Source organism: Anaeromicropila herbilytica (genome assembly GCF_016591975.1).
Lineage (GTDB): Bacteria > Bacillota > Clostridia > Lachnospirales > Lachnospiraceae > Anaeromicropila > Anaeromicropila herbilytica.
In genome coordinates this window covers 1,701,517-1,719,741 of the sequence record NZ_AP024169.1, presented here as the reverse complement: position 1 = coordinate 1,719,741, position 18,225 = coordinate 1,701,517, and the positions used below count along the sequence as shown (strand labels likewise).

The window sequence follows — 18,225 nt, the reverse complement described above, 5'->3', positions numbered from 1 at the left end:
CCGGACTACGCCAAAATTAATAATTATACAGCAATATACACAATTTAAGTTATGAAAGACTCTTGACCCTCTAATCCAATCTTAATTCAAATACATTGCAGTAGCTACTCCTCAAGTTGATATTGACCGATTTGGCTCATAATAACCTCAACAGAAGCCAATAATTCTTCACTTAGTGCGCTACTTTCCTCTGCAGCTGAGGAATTTAATTCTACTACATTTTCAATATTCTGAACACTGTTTAATACTTTCTTTATAGCAACGTCTTGTTCTTTACATGCCTTAGATATTTCTTTTACTAATTCTGTTGATTCTTTCGAAGAATCAACAACGCCAATTAATAATTCAGCTGTTTCTTCTGCTATTGCTGAACCTTCTTTGACTGATTGAATGCTATTGGTAATAAGATTTGTAGTAGTCTGAGCAGCAGCGCCACATTCCCCTGCTAATTTACCAATCTCAGAAGCAACAACTGCAAAACCTTTTCCTTGTTCCCCTGCTCTTGCAGCTTCAATGGAGGCATTTAATGATAATAGATTCGTCTGTTGTGCGATACCATCGATTACTTGAATAATTTTAGATATTTCATCCGATTGCACTCGAATTGATTCCATTGCTTTTAATAACTGTTGCATTTTTTGATTACCAGCTTCAAATTGATTTAGAGAATACATCGAAATGTCCGCAACATGATTCGCGTTATTTGCATTCGTACTTACATTTTCTGAAACTTCATTTATATTATCTACTAGCTCTTTCACTTCTTTTTGCTGATTAGCTGCGCCACTTGCTAGAGACTGCGCAGTCATTGCTAAATTCTCAGATCCTTCGTTAATATTAACAAAAGATTTCTTCATATTTATTAACATGTCATTGAATGTGCTAGTAATATTCTCAAGAGATTCTTTGATTGGTTTAAAATCGCCTAGATACTCAATATCTACTGTAGCAGTCATATTTTTGTTGGTTAAATCTTTTAGAATATCTGTTATATTTTGTATGTATTTTTTAAGTTCATATATCGTTTTTCTAGTATCATTTGCTACTTTACCAAACTCATCTTCTTCACTATATAGAATCTGTGTCTCAAGATTACCAACTGCTAATTGATTCATAGACTGCTCTAGCTCTTCAATTGGTATCATAATCTTACTAGTTACTTTATTTGCTACTCTGTAAAGAATTAAGTCAATAACGACAACGAATATAATAAGAAGTACAGTAACGATTACCCCCACAATTCCTAGTAGATTCTTTCCTTCTTGGAACATTAAGTAACTTAAAATAATTGTAAAAATCGAGGCAATTACCACAACAGGTCCTATAATGAATCCTACAATGGTAAATGCTCTGTGCAAATAAGCAGCAACTGTATTTCCTGATAACCTGCTCTTTTTCTGTTTCTGATTCTGCATATACTTCCTCCGCTCATTAATTAATAAATCTTATTGTTTACATGTATCTGCTAACAAAAATACTCCTACACACAAATGAATTATACCACATATTAGTAATTTCTCAATAAATTTATGTAATATTATCACATTTTCTTTAATATTTAGTCATATTTTGTAAGTTTTATTCCCAATTTTCTATCTTGAAATAGACTGCTGCTAGATTAAATTATGACAATATATAGACGATCTATTGTCGGAATAATTAGTAAATAAACGCGGGGGTATTCAAAATATTAGTTGAGAAAAGAAAAAAGCATTATAAAATGAATACATTCGCTTCACATTACAATGCTTTTTGTTATATATATTATATTCTAATTATTCGCTCTCTCATATTTATAAAATGCATACTCTAAATCATAATATGTCTGTTCTTCTGACTCCTCAGTAATCTTCCATTCTTCTTTTTCATCAAGATTTGGAAAATAGGTATCAGCTTGATATGAAAAATCAATTTTAGTAACATGAGCAACATTACAATATGGTAGCATTTGCTCATATACGGAAGAACCACCTATCACATATATGTCTTCTGTATTGTATTTTTCACACTCTTTTAGAGCTTCTTCTACACTACGAACTACTATCGCACCCTTAACACTATAATCCTTGTCACGAGAAATCACAATATTCGTTCTATTTTTTAGTGGCTGACCACCAGGAAATGATTCCAGAGTCTTTCTACCCATGATGACTACTTTACCAGTCGTTTCGTCACGAAAAAATCTCATGTCTGCTGGTATGCTGATTAGTAATTTATTATCTAAGCCAATGGCCCAATTTTTATCTACTGCTACAATTAAATTCATCTTCCTATCCATGCCTTTCCATTTTTAATTGATCTATTATCGAATAAATCAAATTAAGAAATAACCTTATACTGCTATTGGTATATTGGTTATCTTTTCCCCTGTAACATAATTATCCAAACGGAAATCATCTACTGTAAACTGATAAAAGTCTTTAATCTCAGGATTCATCCAAAAAGTTGGTGCATCATAAGTCTTTCTCGTGATTAATTCTTTGATGATTGGAATGTGACGATCATAGATATGCGCATCTGCAATCACGTGAACTAGCTCACCCACCTCATAACCGCACACCTGAGCTAACATATGAACTAATACAGCATATTGACATACATTCCAGTTGTTCGCAGCCAAGACATCCTGTGAACGTTGATTTAAGATTGCATTCAACTTGTTACCAGTGACATTAAAAGTCATGCTATAAGCACATGGATAGAGATTCATTTCATGCAAATCTTCATGTACATAGATATTTGTCATAATTCTACGGCTGTAAGGATTATTCTTCAAATCATAGATTACACGATCAACTTGATCCATTTCGCCTTCTTTATATTTATGCTTCACACCTAACTGATAGCCATATGCTTTTCCAATTGACCCATTCTCATCCGCCCAACTATCCCAGATATGACTGTTAAGATCATTAATATTATTTGATTTTTTTTGCCAGATCCATAATATTTCATCGATACAGCTTTTAAATCCTGTTCTTCTAAGTGTGATTGCTGGAAATTCCTTAGATAAATCATAACGATTTACTACACCAAATTTTTTAATAGTATATGCAAAAGTTCCATCCTCCCATTTTGGACGAACTTTCTCTCCTTCGGTACTAACACCATTTTGTAAAATATCATTGCACATATCGATAAATATGTTATCTGCTAAACTCATGGTTTTCTCCTTTCAAAACGTGTTACAAAAAAGTGGACAGTTAGATTATATTTTACCTTATCTGTCCACTATAATTCAACTATTTAATTGAAATTAATTGTTCCTCTGCAAATTTCTTAATATTGGAAGCATTAATATATTTCGATTCTTCTTCACCATCAACCACTACTAACGTAGGCGCTTGCATTATTTTATACTTACTAACCAAAGCAGTATTCTCTTCTGCATCGATAATTGTATAAGGAATCTCGCTTAAATAATCTTTTGCAATCTTACAATTTGGGCATGTCTTAGTCGTAAATAGATAAATTTGTTTATCATCATTCTTTTGACCTTCTGTAACATCTTTTGTTTCAATTGTAAAATTCTTATTATGATTAGACGTACTTCCTATTTCTGTTGTATTTATCGCGTTCCAATGCTCTGTAACATTAGTATCATCATTATTTTTTATATTTTTATTTGAGCATTTATCCATACTATAGATCTTACGATTCTTATACTCTTGTGACTTACCTTCATTCCAATTCTGAACAGGTCGATAGTAGCCTGTAATTCTACTATATACTTCAGCTTTTTGATGACAGATTGGACATTCGAATTGTTCTCCAGCCAAATATCCATGATTCTTGCAGATAGAATACGTAGGTGATAACGTATAATAAGGCAATTTATAGTTATCCGCAATTGCTTTAACTAACTTAGCAGCCGCTTCCCAATCTGGTAACTTCTCACCTAAGAATGCATGAAATACGGTTCCAGATGTATATAAAGTCTGTAAATTATCCTGAATATCTAACGCAGCGAATATATCGTCTGTATACTCTACAGGAAGGTGTGAACTATTGGTATAGTAAGGTGTGTCTCCTTCTTTACCAGCTGTTTTTATATTTGGATATTGCTTTTTATCATGCTTTGCTAGACGATAAGTAGTAGATTCTGCTGGTGTAGCTTCTAGATTATAAAGATCACCATATAATTCTTGATAATCAGATAATCTTTCTCTCATATGATTTAATACTTCAACTGTAAAGTCTTGCGTATTCTTATCGGTAAGATTATTTCCAAGCCAATCTGCATTTAAACCAACTTCGTTCATACCAATTAGACCAATTGTTGAGAAATGATTATCAAAGTTACCTAGGTATCTCCTCGTATATGGATATAATCCTTCATCTAGTAATTTTGCGATTACTTTTCTCTTTACTTTAAGAGAACGAGCAGAAATGTCCATCATCTTATCTAACCTAGAATAAAACTCTTCTCTTGTTTTTGATAAGTAAGCAATTCTTGGCATATTAATGGTTACTACTCCGATGCTTCCAGTACTTTCTCCTGAACCAAAGAAACCACCTGTCTTTTTACGAAGTTCTCTAAGATCAAGTCTTAATCTACAGCACATGGAACGAACATCACTAGGTTCCATATCACTATTGATATAGTTTGAGAAATAAGGTGTTCCATATTTGGCAGTCATCTCAAATAATAAACGATTATTTTCCGTATCTGACCAATCAAAGTCTTTGGTAATAGAATAGGTTGGTATTGGATATTGGAAGCCTCTTCCATTCGCATCGCCTTCAATCATAATCTCAATAAAGGCTTTATTTACTAGATCCATTTCTTTCTTACAATCTTTATATTTGAAATCTTGTTCCTTACCGCCTACGATACAAGGTAATTCTGCTAAATCATTTGGAACTGTCCAATCTAGTGTAATATTCGAAAATGGAGCTTGTGTTCCCCATCTACTAGGTGTATTTACTCCATAGATAAAGGATTGAATACATTGTTTTACTTCTCTATATGATAAATGATCAATTTTAACAAAAGGAGCTAAGTACGTGTCAAAGGAGGAGAAAGCTTGTGCTCCAGCCCATTCATTTTGCATAATTCCAAGAAAATTAACCATCTGATTACATAATGTTGATAGGTGACTTGCAGGTGAAGATGTAATCTTACCAGGAATTCCCCCAAGACCCTCTTGAATCAATTGCTTTAGTGACCAGCCTGCACAGTAACCTGTGAGCATGGACAAATCATGTAAATGTATATCCGCGTTTCGATGCGCACTCGCTATCTCATCATCATAGATCTCAGATAACCAGTAATTTGCCGTAATCGAACCCGAATTATGTAGAATAAGTCCACCTACAGAATACGTTACTGTAGAATTCTCTTTTACTCTCCAGTCTTCTTCTTTTACATAGCTGTTCACTATTTCTTTGTAATCAAGAATAGTAGAATTCATGTTACGAATCTTCTCTCTATTCTTACGATATAGGATATATGATTTTGCTACAGCTGTATATCCAGATTGCTCTAATACCGATTCTACACTATCTTGAATATCCTCAACTGATATCATATCCCCCTTAATCTTCTCTTGAAATTCTGCTGTTACTCTAAGCGCTAATAAATTAATAATGTCCTCATTAAAAAACATATTTGTAGCTTGAAATGCTTTCTCTATTGCATTACTAATCTTGCTTAGATTGAATTCAGCAATCTCTCCATCTCTTTTACCTACACGTATCATTACGCCAAATCTCCCTTCCTAATTGTCATAACTTAATTGTTATTATTAATATATCGCATAACAATTTGTAATTTTATTCCAATGCAAAAGGTAATGAGTGTGGGTGCCACTTTTACGCTAATACGCGAAAAATATGACACCCTGTCCTTTTCCCCAACTAGAATATTAGCATACTTTTATTCATTTAGTCAAGGTGAACAATGTACTATATTGTGTTATATTTTTTTAGTAATATACTATATATTGTATTTAAATGTTATTTATTCATACTGTTTTTTTATTGGATTTTTTTATAAAATCTTGAATAATAATGTTTCATATATAACGATTCCTTTCGTTTTTATATTCATTCGTCTAAATTTTATTATACTTTTAAGATTCCATATATACGATTATCTTAGTACTGTAATACTTCTACAGGTATTCCCAACTTGTCCGTATATTCTTGTTCTAATCTTAGTATTAGATCATCTATATAATCATTTTTTGTCTTCTCCTTTGGCCAATCTACAAAGTTACCTTTCTTATCAAACTCAGGTTGTGCATTAAGTTCTAAAACTAGTGCTGTATTCGGTATAATTCTTTCCCCATTAATAGTATTTCCATAGATGGCATTATAGTATTTATTAAATTCATCATCCCCTTCAAATGATACCATTATAATATTCTTGTAGGTTCTTTCAACCATTTTAATTAAATCTTCTGAAATTGCATAATCATAATTTTCTTCTGACTTTTTCAATAATTCCAAATCATCACTATCCAATTTTTCAATATGAATATTATTTCTTAGATAGAAAAAAGTAAGTCCCATATAATCATACACTTGATAAAAACATCTTTTATCTTTATCACCTGGGATAAAGTGAAGTTTACTATTTGCTAATTCATCATCATACTTTTTGATATCAATCTTTTTCATTAAATATTGCTCTAGTGCTTTCTTATACAAAGATTGCATTCTAAGATACTTTTTACTGAATGTTTCTCCTTTAAGTAGACCTTTTTCTTCTGCTAATTCAAAATTATAGGATTGCGGAGAAATCTCCTCTAATTCTTCTTTGCTTGGCATATACAGATCATCTTTTATTTCTGACATTTTATTTTCTCCTATATTCTTATTGCATGCTACACATATAATAGAACAAATAATAAAAACATTTAAAGTTAATAATTTTTTAAAATTATATTTCAATTTTTTACCCTTTCACTGCCACAATATAAGTGATTATGAAAATAATATTTGGCATTACTTTTCTATTTTTCTTTCAACACTTTCCCAATTAGCATTAAATTCATAAAGGTACCTCTAGTTCCGCTTAAAACAATAGTGTGAACTATATTGATAACACTAATCTATTGTTAATCAAAGAAGTATTTAAACACTATTCATTCACTCCTTACCTTTAGTTACTTATAGCTTACTAACTGAAAATCAAAATAAGAATCTTTTTGATTTTCAATCTTATCTGGGTTCACATAATATTTTTCACCCCATGATGATACAATGTATCGTCCATCTTTCGTCACACCTGTTACAGTCATGGCGTGACCGTTTGTTTTATCATTTACCACAGTTTCTCCAAATTCATTTTCTAATTGCACAGGCCTTATAGCAATAACAACATCTCCTTTTTTAGAGTACTTATCATAATTATCTATAGTTATTTTTACATCTTCTACTTTTCCTTTTATATTATGATTTTCCAGATATCTTTCCCAACGATATTCTCTATCTTCTGAAGTCGTACCATTTCCCTCTACTACTTTCGTTTTCTCATTATACTTATCTTCCGAATCATCTTTCTCATCCCAATGAATGAATAAAAAATTCTTATCATTGTGGTTATCTTCTGATGCATAAAAATCAGCAACTACATAATCAAAATTCAAATGTTTCTTTCCAGAACTATCTATACTATACATAGGAAAACCAAAATTTTTTTCAAACTCATCTTCTTTTCCCTCATATTGTTTAAATAAAGTATTTACCAACGCTACATAGCCACAACCTTCACTATTTAATTTATCTAGATAGTCCCGTATTTGAGTATTAGTTAAATTAGGATAGTATTTTTTAATAATATCTTCCAATGTTTTATCACCATTAGAATAAGTATTTTTAGGGCTACCTTGGTCCCCACCATACTCATTATTTGGATCAAAAGTTAATGGATATCCCTTTTCAGCTGCCTTAACCATTTGATCTAGCATCAGATAATAATCAACTATATTATTCTCATTATATTGATACATCTTGGAAGCTGTTTTTAATGATTCTTCCATCTTTAATATTCCATTTTCTATGATGGTCATCATATTATCTACTTCTTCTAATTGAGCATCAATTTGTTGCTTTATTGAAAAATTATAACTTATTGATATTCTCACGCTACTTAGGCTTTCTTCTAACTTCAAAAATTCATTATAAATAGTATGTAAATCTTTTGTAGAATAAGTTAATGTATCTGTATTTACTTTCATAGCCCCTCCAAAACGCAATACAAATATATAATATTGTTTAATATATATTCAAGAATATCACCATTTTACATAATCTTCTATATGCTATATTTACTATATAGAGAATAGATCCATTATCACACACCACCTACCTATCCTAACTTTTTAGTTATTCTAATATTGGTGTTAGCTAATCTCTAACTTATTTTTGTGATCTTTAATTTATTTTTAGTAGATAATAAAATCCCTCAAATTGACCTACAGTAATTTTATAGCTTTCTTTTTCATACCACCTTTTCATTTAATACTTTCATCTCTCATATCCTCCTGATTAAATATTATTTTTATATGTTCTAAAGCTTTCATAAATTGTATAAATTTGGGGTTGTCGCAAAAAAGCTACATTTTTTTATTTCATAGAAAATTCAGAGCAATTTACTATGAAATAAAAAAAGGCAAGTCTAATCTTAGACTTACCTTAAACAAATAGCATGATTTATAAACTTAAATAAATATCTTTAGGTACATATGCTTTCACATAGATTCCATCTTCTTGGTATTCTTCTTCTAACAACTGGCCATATTTACGTATTACTTGAATCTTACTTGCATCTGGATAAGAAAACACTTTCTCAACTAAGACTTTTTGCTCCCTTAACATTTCTTCAATAGTATCAAGTAATTGATTTAAACCTATCTTTTCTCGCGCGGATATTTTCACTATCTTATCTGCTTTAAAATCTTTCATTGAGAAGTTCTCTTCTAGACGATCAATCTTATTAAATGCAGTAATAATTGGTTTATCTTTCACACCAAGATTATTCAAAGTGTCATAAACTGTATACATGTGTTTATCAGCTTCTGAATTCGAAGCATCTACAACATGTAAGATAATATCTGCATATTTCGCTTCTTCTAATGTACTTCGAAATGCATCAATCAAATGATGAGGAAGCTTTCTTATAAATCCTACCGTATCAGTTAGTAATATCTGTTGACCACTATCTAATACTAGATTTCTTGTAGTAGGATCAAGTGTTGCAAATAATTTATCCTCCTCTAGTACTCCTGCTTTCGTTAATGTATTTAATAGTGTAGATTTACCTGCATTCGTATATCCCACTATAGCAATCACTGGAATTGAATTCTTACTTCTTTGCGTTCTAGCAACTTCACGATTTTTCTTAACGTCTTCTAGTTCTTTTTTCAATAGAGATATTCGATCACCGATTAATCTTCGGTCAATCTCTAGCTTTTTCTCACCAGGTCCTCTAGTTCCAATACCACCACCTAATCTTGATAGAGAACTTCTAAGACCTACTAATCTAGAAGAACGATATCTTAATTGAGCTAATTCTACTTGTATCTTACCTTCTCTCGTTGATGCTCTTGAAGCAAAGATATCAAGGATTATCATTGTTCGATCCATTATCTTCATCTGTAATGCATCTTCTAGATTCTTTAACTGAGCAGGAGATAATTCATCATCGGTTATAACTCCAGTTGCATCTAGTTCATATGCTAATTGCTTAACTTCTTCTATTTTTCCTTTTCCAATATAGGTTCCTTGATGAACTGTTTCACGGTTTTGAATGATTTTTGCTACAGTAGTAGCTCCTGCCGTCTTTACTAGTTCTTCTAACTCATTAAGAGAACTCACTGTATCGTCTCCATCGCTTGTAGCTACGGATACTAAGATAACACGTTCTTCTTTTTCTTTATTATCTATCATTTCTGCCATATATACCTCCTATTATTGAACCCTAGTCTTAATAAATTCATATTCTTTCTGCGCACTTTCATCATTTGGATACTTTGCTAGATAATCTTTCATTTTCACAAGTGCTTTGTCAAATTGAATTAATTTTTCATAGGCTACAATCTCATTGTATTTTAATGTTTTTATTGTTTCTGGATCTCCAAGTCGAACTCCGTTTTGAAAAGTTAGCAATGCCTTCTCATAATTTTCTACCGTAAGGTAGCTAACCCCCAACTGATTATATGCGGTACCTGATTTTATTACAGAATTATTCCCAATATAAGATTCATAATACTTTATTGCTTTGTTATAATCTTTATCCCCAAAAGCGATTTCTCCTAGATAAAAATTTGCGTTATCGTTTTTCTCTTTTAATGCTTTCTGTAACTTAGATTCTGCCTTTTTATAATCTCCAAGATAATAATAGATTTTCCCTTGATTATAAGAATTGCTCTCTTTACTTTTTATATTCAGAGCATCCTGTAGTACCTCTTTGGCTTCGTCAGTTCCCTTTGTATTTAGTACGAAGAAATATTTCAGAAAATATACATCATAGTTCTTCTTATCCAGTTTAATTGCTTTATTATAATCGCTTAGCGCTTTTTCATTTTCCTTTAATTTTTCGTAAGAATATGCTCTAGAACAGTAATTTTTAATATCTTCCTTATCTTCTTTTATTAGAGTTGTATAACTCTTAACTGCCGCTTTATACAGACCCAATCTTTCTTCACACTTTGCAATATAATACGTGATATCAAGATTCAAATCATTCATTTCCTTAATGTCAATTGACTTATTGAATGCTTCATATGCTTTCTTATAATCAGAAGATTCGAAGTAAGCGATTCCAATACCTCTATAAGCCTTTTTGTTATTCTCTAGCACGATTTTATTATTCTTATCAAGAATCACTTTAGAAAACTGATTAATCGCTTCTGAATAATCACCTATTTTTATTAAAGAAAAAGCATGTCCAAGTACATATTCTGCTTTATTTTTATCTTTAGTAACCGCTATCTCAAGATTTTCTTCTGCCTTTTTATAATTTTCCTCATTAAAATATTTCATACCTTCTTTGTAATAATATTTTGCATTTTTATTTAAGCTGCATCCACTTATTGCGATACACAATGTAACAATACTTATTGCTAATTGTATTGTTTTTCTCTTACTAAACATTTCGATACCTATTGCCTTTCTATATTTTTATGACCTATTTTTCAAAGAAAAAGTGTCAAATTAGTTAATTGAACTATTTGCCATCTTGCTTCCTCTTATTTCAAATTATTTTTAGTATATCAGTTGTATTTCCAATAATCAATTCATTTCATGGTAAGTTTTTCTTAATTAATTCTATTCTTTTATCCTTCCCATTTTACAATCTATACTATACTTCATAAATTCAGTCGAAACAGAATATTAATTACCATGATTGAAACTTTTAAATCGCCGAAAAAAGCCAATAAGACATTCTTATATCTTATTGGCTTAATACCTCTTATTCTATTGTAATAATCAGAGTGTCTACCATAATAATTCACTTTACTATTCATTAACGCATGATAATAAATGTTTTAGTTTGTAAATAACTGCGTCCAATAAATGGTACCATTTTTAACATAAGTTCCAATTCCAACGTTACCAAAAGAACCATTCATAATATTAGCACGATGACCTGGAGAGTTCATCCAAGCAGTAACCACCGCTTGAGGTGTTGGCTGTCCATATGCTATATTTTCCCCAGCTGTACTATATTTAATATTATAGTCTTGTAATGCTGTGAATGGTGAAGCACCATTTGGTCTAGTGTGAGAGAAACTAGTTACAATTTCTTTTGCTCTAACATTAGCTGCACCTGTTATATTATTATTTGTCGCAAGTGGTTTTAAACCTTGTTTACTACGTTCTGCATTAATTAAATCTAATACTTGTTGTGCGAATGCTGGTTTAGTTACAGGTGAAGTCTGATTTGCTTGATTCGTTGTACTATTTGTTCCTACACTATTTCGTGTACTCTTTACTTGATTAGTTGCATTTAGATTAGTTGTATTCACTTTCACATAAGCTGCAACATGCTGAACATCCGAAAAGGAACTATATACTTTTCTAGCATGTAAAGAATAATAAGCTCTAACCTTATAATAATAAGTTCCCGTTGCGGTTATTTTTTTATCAACGAAAGTTTCATCCATCGTTGATCCTACAAATACAAACTTCTTATTCTTTGCATAGGATCGATAAATTCGATATCCTGTAGCACCATTCACATTGTCAATCTTTAATGTTACACTTTTACTAGTACGATTAGTAGTCGTAAATGTTGGTTTGACCAAAACAGCAGTACTTGAATAATTCATAGCAGCAGAGGCAATTGTTACACCATTTTCCAAGCTTGAAACACTACATAATGTAATTAATAACAAAGTTATTATAACTAATCTAGATTTATTCTTCATTGTTAACCTCCTTAGGTTACACTCCGATTTACAAGATTAGGTTTTCACACTTAGTATATCCTTACTATGGTAATTACTTGTTGTATTTCCTATTAATTCTCATTTGTTTTACGAGCATTATCAAACTTATGAGCTCCAATATGGCAATATCCAGTAGGGTTCTTATCCAAATAATTTTGGTGATATTCTTCTGCTAGATAGAAGTTCTCTAAAGGCAACACTTCTACTCTAATTGGCTCATTATATTTTTCACTTAATCTTGCGATTGAATTGAGAATTACTTTACCATCCTCTTCTTCTGTAAAATAGATTCCTGTTCTATATTGAATACCTTCATCTCCACCTTGTTTATTTACCGAGGTAGGATCAATGACATCATAATACATATTTAAGATAAAATCTAACGAAACCTCCGCGGAATCATAAGTTACTTTTACTGTTTCTGCATGACCAGTGTTATTTTTGCATACCTCTTGATATGTAGGATTTTCCGTATTTCCATTTGCATAACCTACTTCTGTATTCTTAACTCCTTTGATCAAGGCAAAATATTTCTCAACTCCCCAAAAGCATCCTCCTGCTAAATAGATATCCTTGTATCCTTTTTTAACTGTTTGATCCATCTTTCTCTTCCCATTCCTTTCAATCGTTTTTAATACATACTTGCGTCCATGCGCACGACTTGCTCACAGACTAGATTCAACGTGTGAATTGTATGTTCTTCTGCATTAGCCCCATCTGTCGCCATAGGCGATATCTAAATCACGGGTATAATTTAATATATCATACTAAACTTATCAGTTTATATTCATATAGGCATTATAATGTATTTGATGTTATGTGTCAAAATTTATATTTTCATATAATATTATTGTTTTCTTATATATTATTACAAGTTTTTAATAAAACAAACTTGCAGTTAAAAATTCTATATGATACTCGATATATTTAAGCCGAACAATATATAAATTACCATGATTGAAACTTTTACATCGCCTATGTATTCAAACCATAATAGATACATACAATATACTAATCATTCTATTAGGAGCATATATTTGGATAGTCAGAAAATAGGAAATCAACTTAACCTTGCCTTAGATTTACCACCAGAAGTCCGGGCTGTACCATTGATTCTGGTATTGACTATTCCCATCCGGATTTCATCAATCTAGATGGGACTACAAGAATTGCTTATCTGTGGAATCAGACAATTCCAGGTAATCCTCCAAAAGGATATGTTACGGGTACTTTGTATACCAGGGACGATATTAATAAAGCTTTAAAGACGACTGATTTTATGGAACGTCAACAATTAATTCCGAGCGTTGATATATCTGGGCATGGTACGCAAGATACTACTAATAAATTACAAGCAGCTGTAAAATCCAATCCTTGAGCTATGATGTTCAGTTAATACCATGGCTTTCTAGACAAAACCCGCTCTTCCGTTATATGGATAACCGTCATAATTACTTAGAGTTCCCATAAATATTGTTTGATTAACGAATACATTTATTTTGTATACGCATAATTTTTGAAAAATTGTTTTTCCAAAATAAATTTTTGTTTAAAGGGATGTTATTATTGATTTTTCCACACTTCCAATCCAGCCCAAAGAACAGGATTGATAGAAGTAAAGTTTCTCTGAGCTTTTATTAACGCTTCACTTAATAATACATCTGAATTATTCATAAAACCCAGAATTTCTGACAACATAAGATTTGTATGTTTTGTGGAGACATCCCATTTACAGTAAAGTATAAACTTAATATCTTTATTAAATAAAGAGGCCCAAACACCATTATCACACTCTATTCTATCTTCAGTAGGTGTACCCCCACTACATGCAAGTACTATCATATTATCAATATTTGAATAAATATTGATAAACTCTGATAAATCTACTTGCTTTTTTTTAGATAGTGATATATTCTTTGCACCATAGTATTCCTCGCCAAATTGGTTGGAAATTCCATGTGCAGCAAGTACAAATGTTTTTAATTGCTTGTCAACAATTATATTCCCGCTTCGTGGCAATACTTCCTTGAAATAGCCTATACTAGATAAAGTTTTTTTAATTGATGGTAATAATCCGATTGAAGAATCCGATACAAAATAATTACACTCCGTTTCTTGCGAAGTATTAAATTTGGTTTTTCCAATATCATTATAGTCTATAACCAGCTCAATGTTATTCAAAGTTTCTATAATCCACTTACCTTTTGTCCTTAAAAAGTTAGGCGTAATGTGAGTCAGCGTCAAATCTGGCATGTAATAAAGTGTTGAAAAATCAACCAACTGTTCAATAAGTGGTTTAAATAGTGTACAAGATATCTCCTCAAAAAGATCCGTATATTCAGTCTCTACTTCCTTTTCCAATTCATATATGCTCGCATTTATAAAATTATCTAATTTTTTTTGAAGTATTGAGAGCATAGATAAGTCAATTTTTTCAGTTACAACCTGTTGCATGTGATTTGTTACTGTAACATGAAGAATAAATTCTCCAACTAAAACATTTCTGTAGAATATTTCTCCTTCTTCTAATTTGGCACTAATGGATAAAAAACTATTGTTTTCAGTATTATTTATTAAGCAATAAGTAGGCAATGGTTTATAGTTTGGATGATTTTTTTCAAGTATATCTTTGAGAAATAAAAATTCTTCAACTTTTTCTTTGTAATTTGGATTGCTTAATGTTTTATTATTCATATTTTCAATGATATTAAATAATTGGTTGTATCGTTTTTCCTTAACAATTAAATCATCATTAAGAAAAACTGTATAGTTTTGATATTTCTGTTCAATTATTGATTTTGGTATTAAATTTATAATTGCGTTAACACATGATAGATTCAATACAAAATCCTTCTTGCTACCATTTTTTCTACATAGCAATAATAAAATTTTTCTATAAGTTTTGTCTAGCTCACTTCCTAAAAACGACCGTTCTGATTTATGAGATACTCTACGCAATTTTTCGATTGCATCTACAGCCTGTGAAAGTAATTCAATTGATTTATCAAAATTAGAGTCCATAGCATATATTTCAGCCCATCTAATTACAAATTTATGAAGTACATCTTGATGTTCAGACAGGTTTAACAGTAAAGTTGAATAGAATGTATCAATATAAAATATTGCATTTTTTATGTTCCCGCTCATAAAGTAAGAATTTATGAGATTATCTATATGCAAAATATAATTGAAATCATTATCTTTAAAATTAATAATTAATTGAGTATTGAATTTTTTCTTCAGATTTATAAAATTAGTTATTTCTTTGGACTCTACCTCTAATACTTTATCATATTCTTTAGTAATAGAGAAAAATAAGCTTTTCGGATAATCAAGTAAAGTAAAATATCTTTCTAACAATTTCTTTTGTTCTGAATTTAGAAATAAATCGTTAGATGAATCATATAAATATTCAAAAATATTAATCATATAAAATTTCATTGCAAGATAATATTCATTAATATTTATACCTTGATTCATTGCTGCGATGAATGAAAGTATACCTTCTACTACCGCACCAATTTTAAAACAAGTATTCGACCAAGATAATAGACCAAAAGAAATTGCAACATTCTTATATTCATTATTTAGATCATGGGATAGTTTAAAAAAAGTAAATGCTACGTCATTAGACATTTGAAGATTACCTTTTGATGCCTCGGTCTGCGCTTGTACCAACATTAATAGTAATCTTTCATCTAGACTACAGCTTTCTAAATTGGGCATATACATTTTTCCAATTATTTCAAATTTACTTTCTAATTCTGAATTTTCATTTATATTTAGTATCGTTTTATTATGATCGTCATCAAAAACTTTTTCTTCCCAAATACACAAATACTTAAATAATAGTTCATTTAAATATTTCTTCCAAGTGCTATATGAGTAAGTATTTTCAATATATTTGCTCCAAATATAAACAGTCTTTGAACCATATGTAAGAGTAACGATATTATTTATAAGTACTTCTATAAAACCTAAAGCTTCTTGATCAGATATTTCCTTTTTAGTAAATCTAAAACACTTCCTGTGGTGTAATTCAACTATTTTCAATGATGTATTATACGTAATACTATTATCAAATTTTGAAATTACCTTTTCAAAGAATGGAAGAGAATCATCTTTACGCTTTTCGTCGTAGATTATCAAACCTATCCTATAATATATTTCATCTTTAAACTGAGCGTATTGAACAATTTTTTCGTCCAACCAAAGTTTTATAATTTCCATTGATGTGTTTTTAATGTCACTTAATAAAATATTTATTTCTCTAAGAAGATTATTGAAAGGTTCATATGTTAATTCATAGAGCTTAGCCCAAGTTTTAGCTGCTTTTAAGTACATAGCATTTCTTGAATAATAGTTTCCTAAGTGGGTTAGAACCAAAATATCATCTGGATTGAGTTCAAGACCTTTTTCAATCCATTCGAATAATTTGATCTCATCACCACAATGTTCCAATGACAGTATTATCTCATTGATTAGATTTGGATAAAATTTATCCTTGCTGTATATATCCTGGTATAAAGAAAAAGCTTTATCTGTACAGCCTGTCCTATTATAAAGAGTACCTAATAAGAATTTGTTCGCAAGATTTGAATCGTCTGGTAATGTTTCAAGCGCATATATTGCATTAATGTAATCGTTATTTGCCAAATGAAAATATGAATTTAACTTAACAATGTGTTCGTCTGAAATACTTGATTTATTTTTCTCAATTAAGTTGAGAAAGTCACATTCGTTATTTAATTCAATTTGTTCAAATAACTTGTTATATAAAATATTTCTATCGCTATCAGTATATGTAAAGTGATCGGCTGCAATATCAAAAGTTTTTAGATCAAATGATAACTCAGTTACAATTTCCACTGCCCTATCAATAAGATTTTCATCATTATACACCACTGTCAACCAACTACTTTTCCCATTTACATAGGAAAATAATTTATCTAAGTGATTTACAAAATTAACCCAGTCTATATTTTCCGAATGATGGAGTTGAAGTTGAGAGTCCATAATATTAACTGTAATATCACTTGTTTTTTTATAGCTTATAAATCTATTAATACCAATAACCATTATAAACTGATTTTCACAATTATTCAGGATAAAGTTATCAAGAAAATCAAAGTTCATATGTGGGTGATTAATCTCAATTATATTAGTGGTCACAATCTCTCGTAATTCACTTTCAGTCATTTCTAAATCTTGTAACAATGCTTTTATTATTTTATTTACACTAACATCATAATCAAATAAAGTATTATCGAAGCAAATGATATGAATTTTATCGAAATTACCTATATATAATAACAAAGTGAGTAACTCTGATATCGTAGTATTATTAAATTTATCTGAAAACAATAGAAGCTCTTTAAACTGACGCAAATTTAATAAATTAAGCGCTGAAATACATTTATCAATTTTATCCTGTTCAATTTTTGTATTGAGCCAATCAAAATCAATTAACAAAATTTTTAAAATACCAAAGAAAGAGGATGTTTCATTTAGGATGTGCTCATTACAAAAATCATAAATATCTTGCAAAGTTTGTGTATCTATTTTCTTAATATTTCTTTTAAAATTATATTCATCCAACACCACATTAACTTCAAAGGGTAATTCTTTATAAATATCTTTTACTTGCATCCTACTTAAAACGTAAATATTAACTATTTTTTTTTCAGAACTTTTATAAAACATCAGCAAAAGTGTACAGCCAATAATTAATTCAGAGGATAATTGCATGTCATATTTAAATTTTAAATTAAATTCTTTTAATAATAAGTGATTTCTCATCATCTGTTTCCATCCTCACAAACAT

General features: G+C 30.3%; 12 protein-coding genes. 1 reads left to right on the top strand and 11 read right to left on the bottom strand.

The window, feature by feature from the left end:
- Window positions 1-104: 104 nt before the first annotated feature.
- The 10 genes from bsdtb5_RS07330 to msrA all read right to left on the bottom strand — a co-directional run bounded on the left by bsdtb5_RS07330 (window position 105) and on the right by msrA (window position 13,003).
- Complete coding sequence (locus tag bsdtb5_RS07330) at window positions 105-1,415, bottom strand: methyl-accepting chemotaxis protein (RefSeq protein ID WP_271715381.1); 1,311 nt, start codon at window positions 1,413-1,415, stop codon at window positions 105-107.
- 356 nt (window positions 1,416-1,771) lie between these two features.
- Window positions 1,772-2,266: a dihydrofolate reductase gene (locus bsdtb5_RS07325; protein ID WP_271715380.1), complete on the bottom strand. Its 495-nt coding sequence runs from the start codon at window positions 2,264-2,266 to the stop codon at window positions 1,772-1,774.
- 66 nt (window positions 2,267-2,332) lie between these two features.
- Window positions 2,333-3,163 carry a thymidylate synthase gene (thyA, locus tag bsdtb5_RS07320; protein WP_271715379.1) on the bottom strand — a complete coding sequence of 277 codons (831 nt, stop codon included), beginning with the start codon at window positions 3,161-3,163 and terminating at the stop codon, window positions 2,333-2,335.
- Window positions 3,164-3,242: 79 nt separating this feature from the next.
- Window positions 3,243-5,702 (bottom strand): ribonucleoside triphosphate reductase, encoded by a 2,460-nt coding sequence (locus tag bsdtb5_RS07315; RefSeq protein WP_271715378.1) that lies wholly within the window; start codon window positions 5,700-5,702, stop codon window positions 3,243-3,245.
- Window positions 5,703-6,099: 397 nt separating this feature from the next.
- A complete protein-coding gene (locus tag bsdtb5_RS07310; protein ID WP_271715377.1) occupies window positions 6,100-6,801 on the bottom strand; it encodes a hypothetical protein in 702 nt (233 codons plus the stop codon).
- 311 nt (window positions 6,802-7,112) lie between these two features.
- On the bottom strand, window positions 7,113-8,186 hold the full coding sequence (locus tag bsdtb5_RS07305) for a hypothetical protein (protein WP_271715376.1): 1,074 nt from the start codon (window positions 8,184-8,186) through the stop codon (window positions 7,113-7,115).
- A 475-nt stretch (window positions 8,187-8,661) separates the two neighbouring features.
- Window positions 8,662-9,906, bottom strand: a complete 1,245-nt coding sequence (hflX, locus tag bsdtb5_RS07300) for a GTPase HflX (RefSeq protein WP_271715375.1) — start codon at window positions 9,904-9,906, stop codon at window positions 8,662-8,664.
- Window positions 9,907-9,918: 12 nt separating this feature from the next.
- Complete coding sequence (locus bsdtb5_RS07295) at window positions 9,919-11,103, bottom strand: tetratricopeptide repeat protein (RefSeq protein WP_271715374.1); 1,185 nt, start codon at window positions 11,101-11,103, stop codon at window positions 9,919-9,921.
- A gap of 395 nt (window positions 11,104-11,498) precedes the next feature.
- A complete protein-coding gene (locus bsdtb5_RS07290) occupies window positions 11,499-12,380 on the bottom strand; it encodes a CAP domain-containing protein (protein ID WP_271715373.1) in 882 nt (293 codons plus the stop codon).
- A 92-nt stretch (window positions 12,381-12,472) separates the two neighbouring features.
- Window positions 12,473-13,003, bottom strand: coding sequence for a peptide-methionine (S)-S-oxide reductase MsrA (gene msrA / locus bsdtb5_RS07285; RefSeq protein WP_330611964.1), 531 nt, complete (start codon window positions 13,001-13,003; stop codon window positions 12,473-12,475).
- Window positions 13,004-13,632: 629 nt separating this feature from the next.
- Here msrA and bsdtb5_RS21775 point away from each other — a divergent pair.
- Window positions 13,633-13,779: a hypothetical protein gene (locus bsdtb5_RS21775; RefSeq protein WP_330611963.1), complete on the top strand. Its 147-nt coding sequence runs from the start codon at window positions 13,633-13,635 to the stop codon at window positions 13,777-13,779.
- Window positions 13,780-13,964: 185 nt separating this feature from the next.
- On the opposite strand, the gene bsdtb5_RS07275 is transcribed toward bsdtb5_RS21775, so the two are convergent.
- Window positions 13,965-18,203, bottom strand: coding sequence for a tetratricopeptide repeat protein (locus bsdtb5_RS07275; protein WP_271715372.1), 4,239 nt, complete (start codon window positions 18,201-18,203; stop codon window positions 13,965-13,967).
- Window positions 18,204-18,225: the final 22 nt, after the last annotated feature.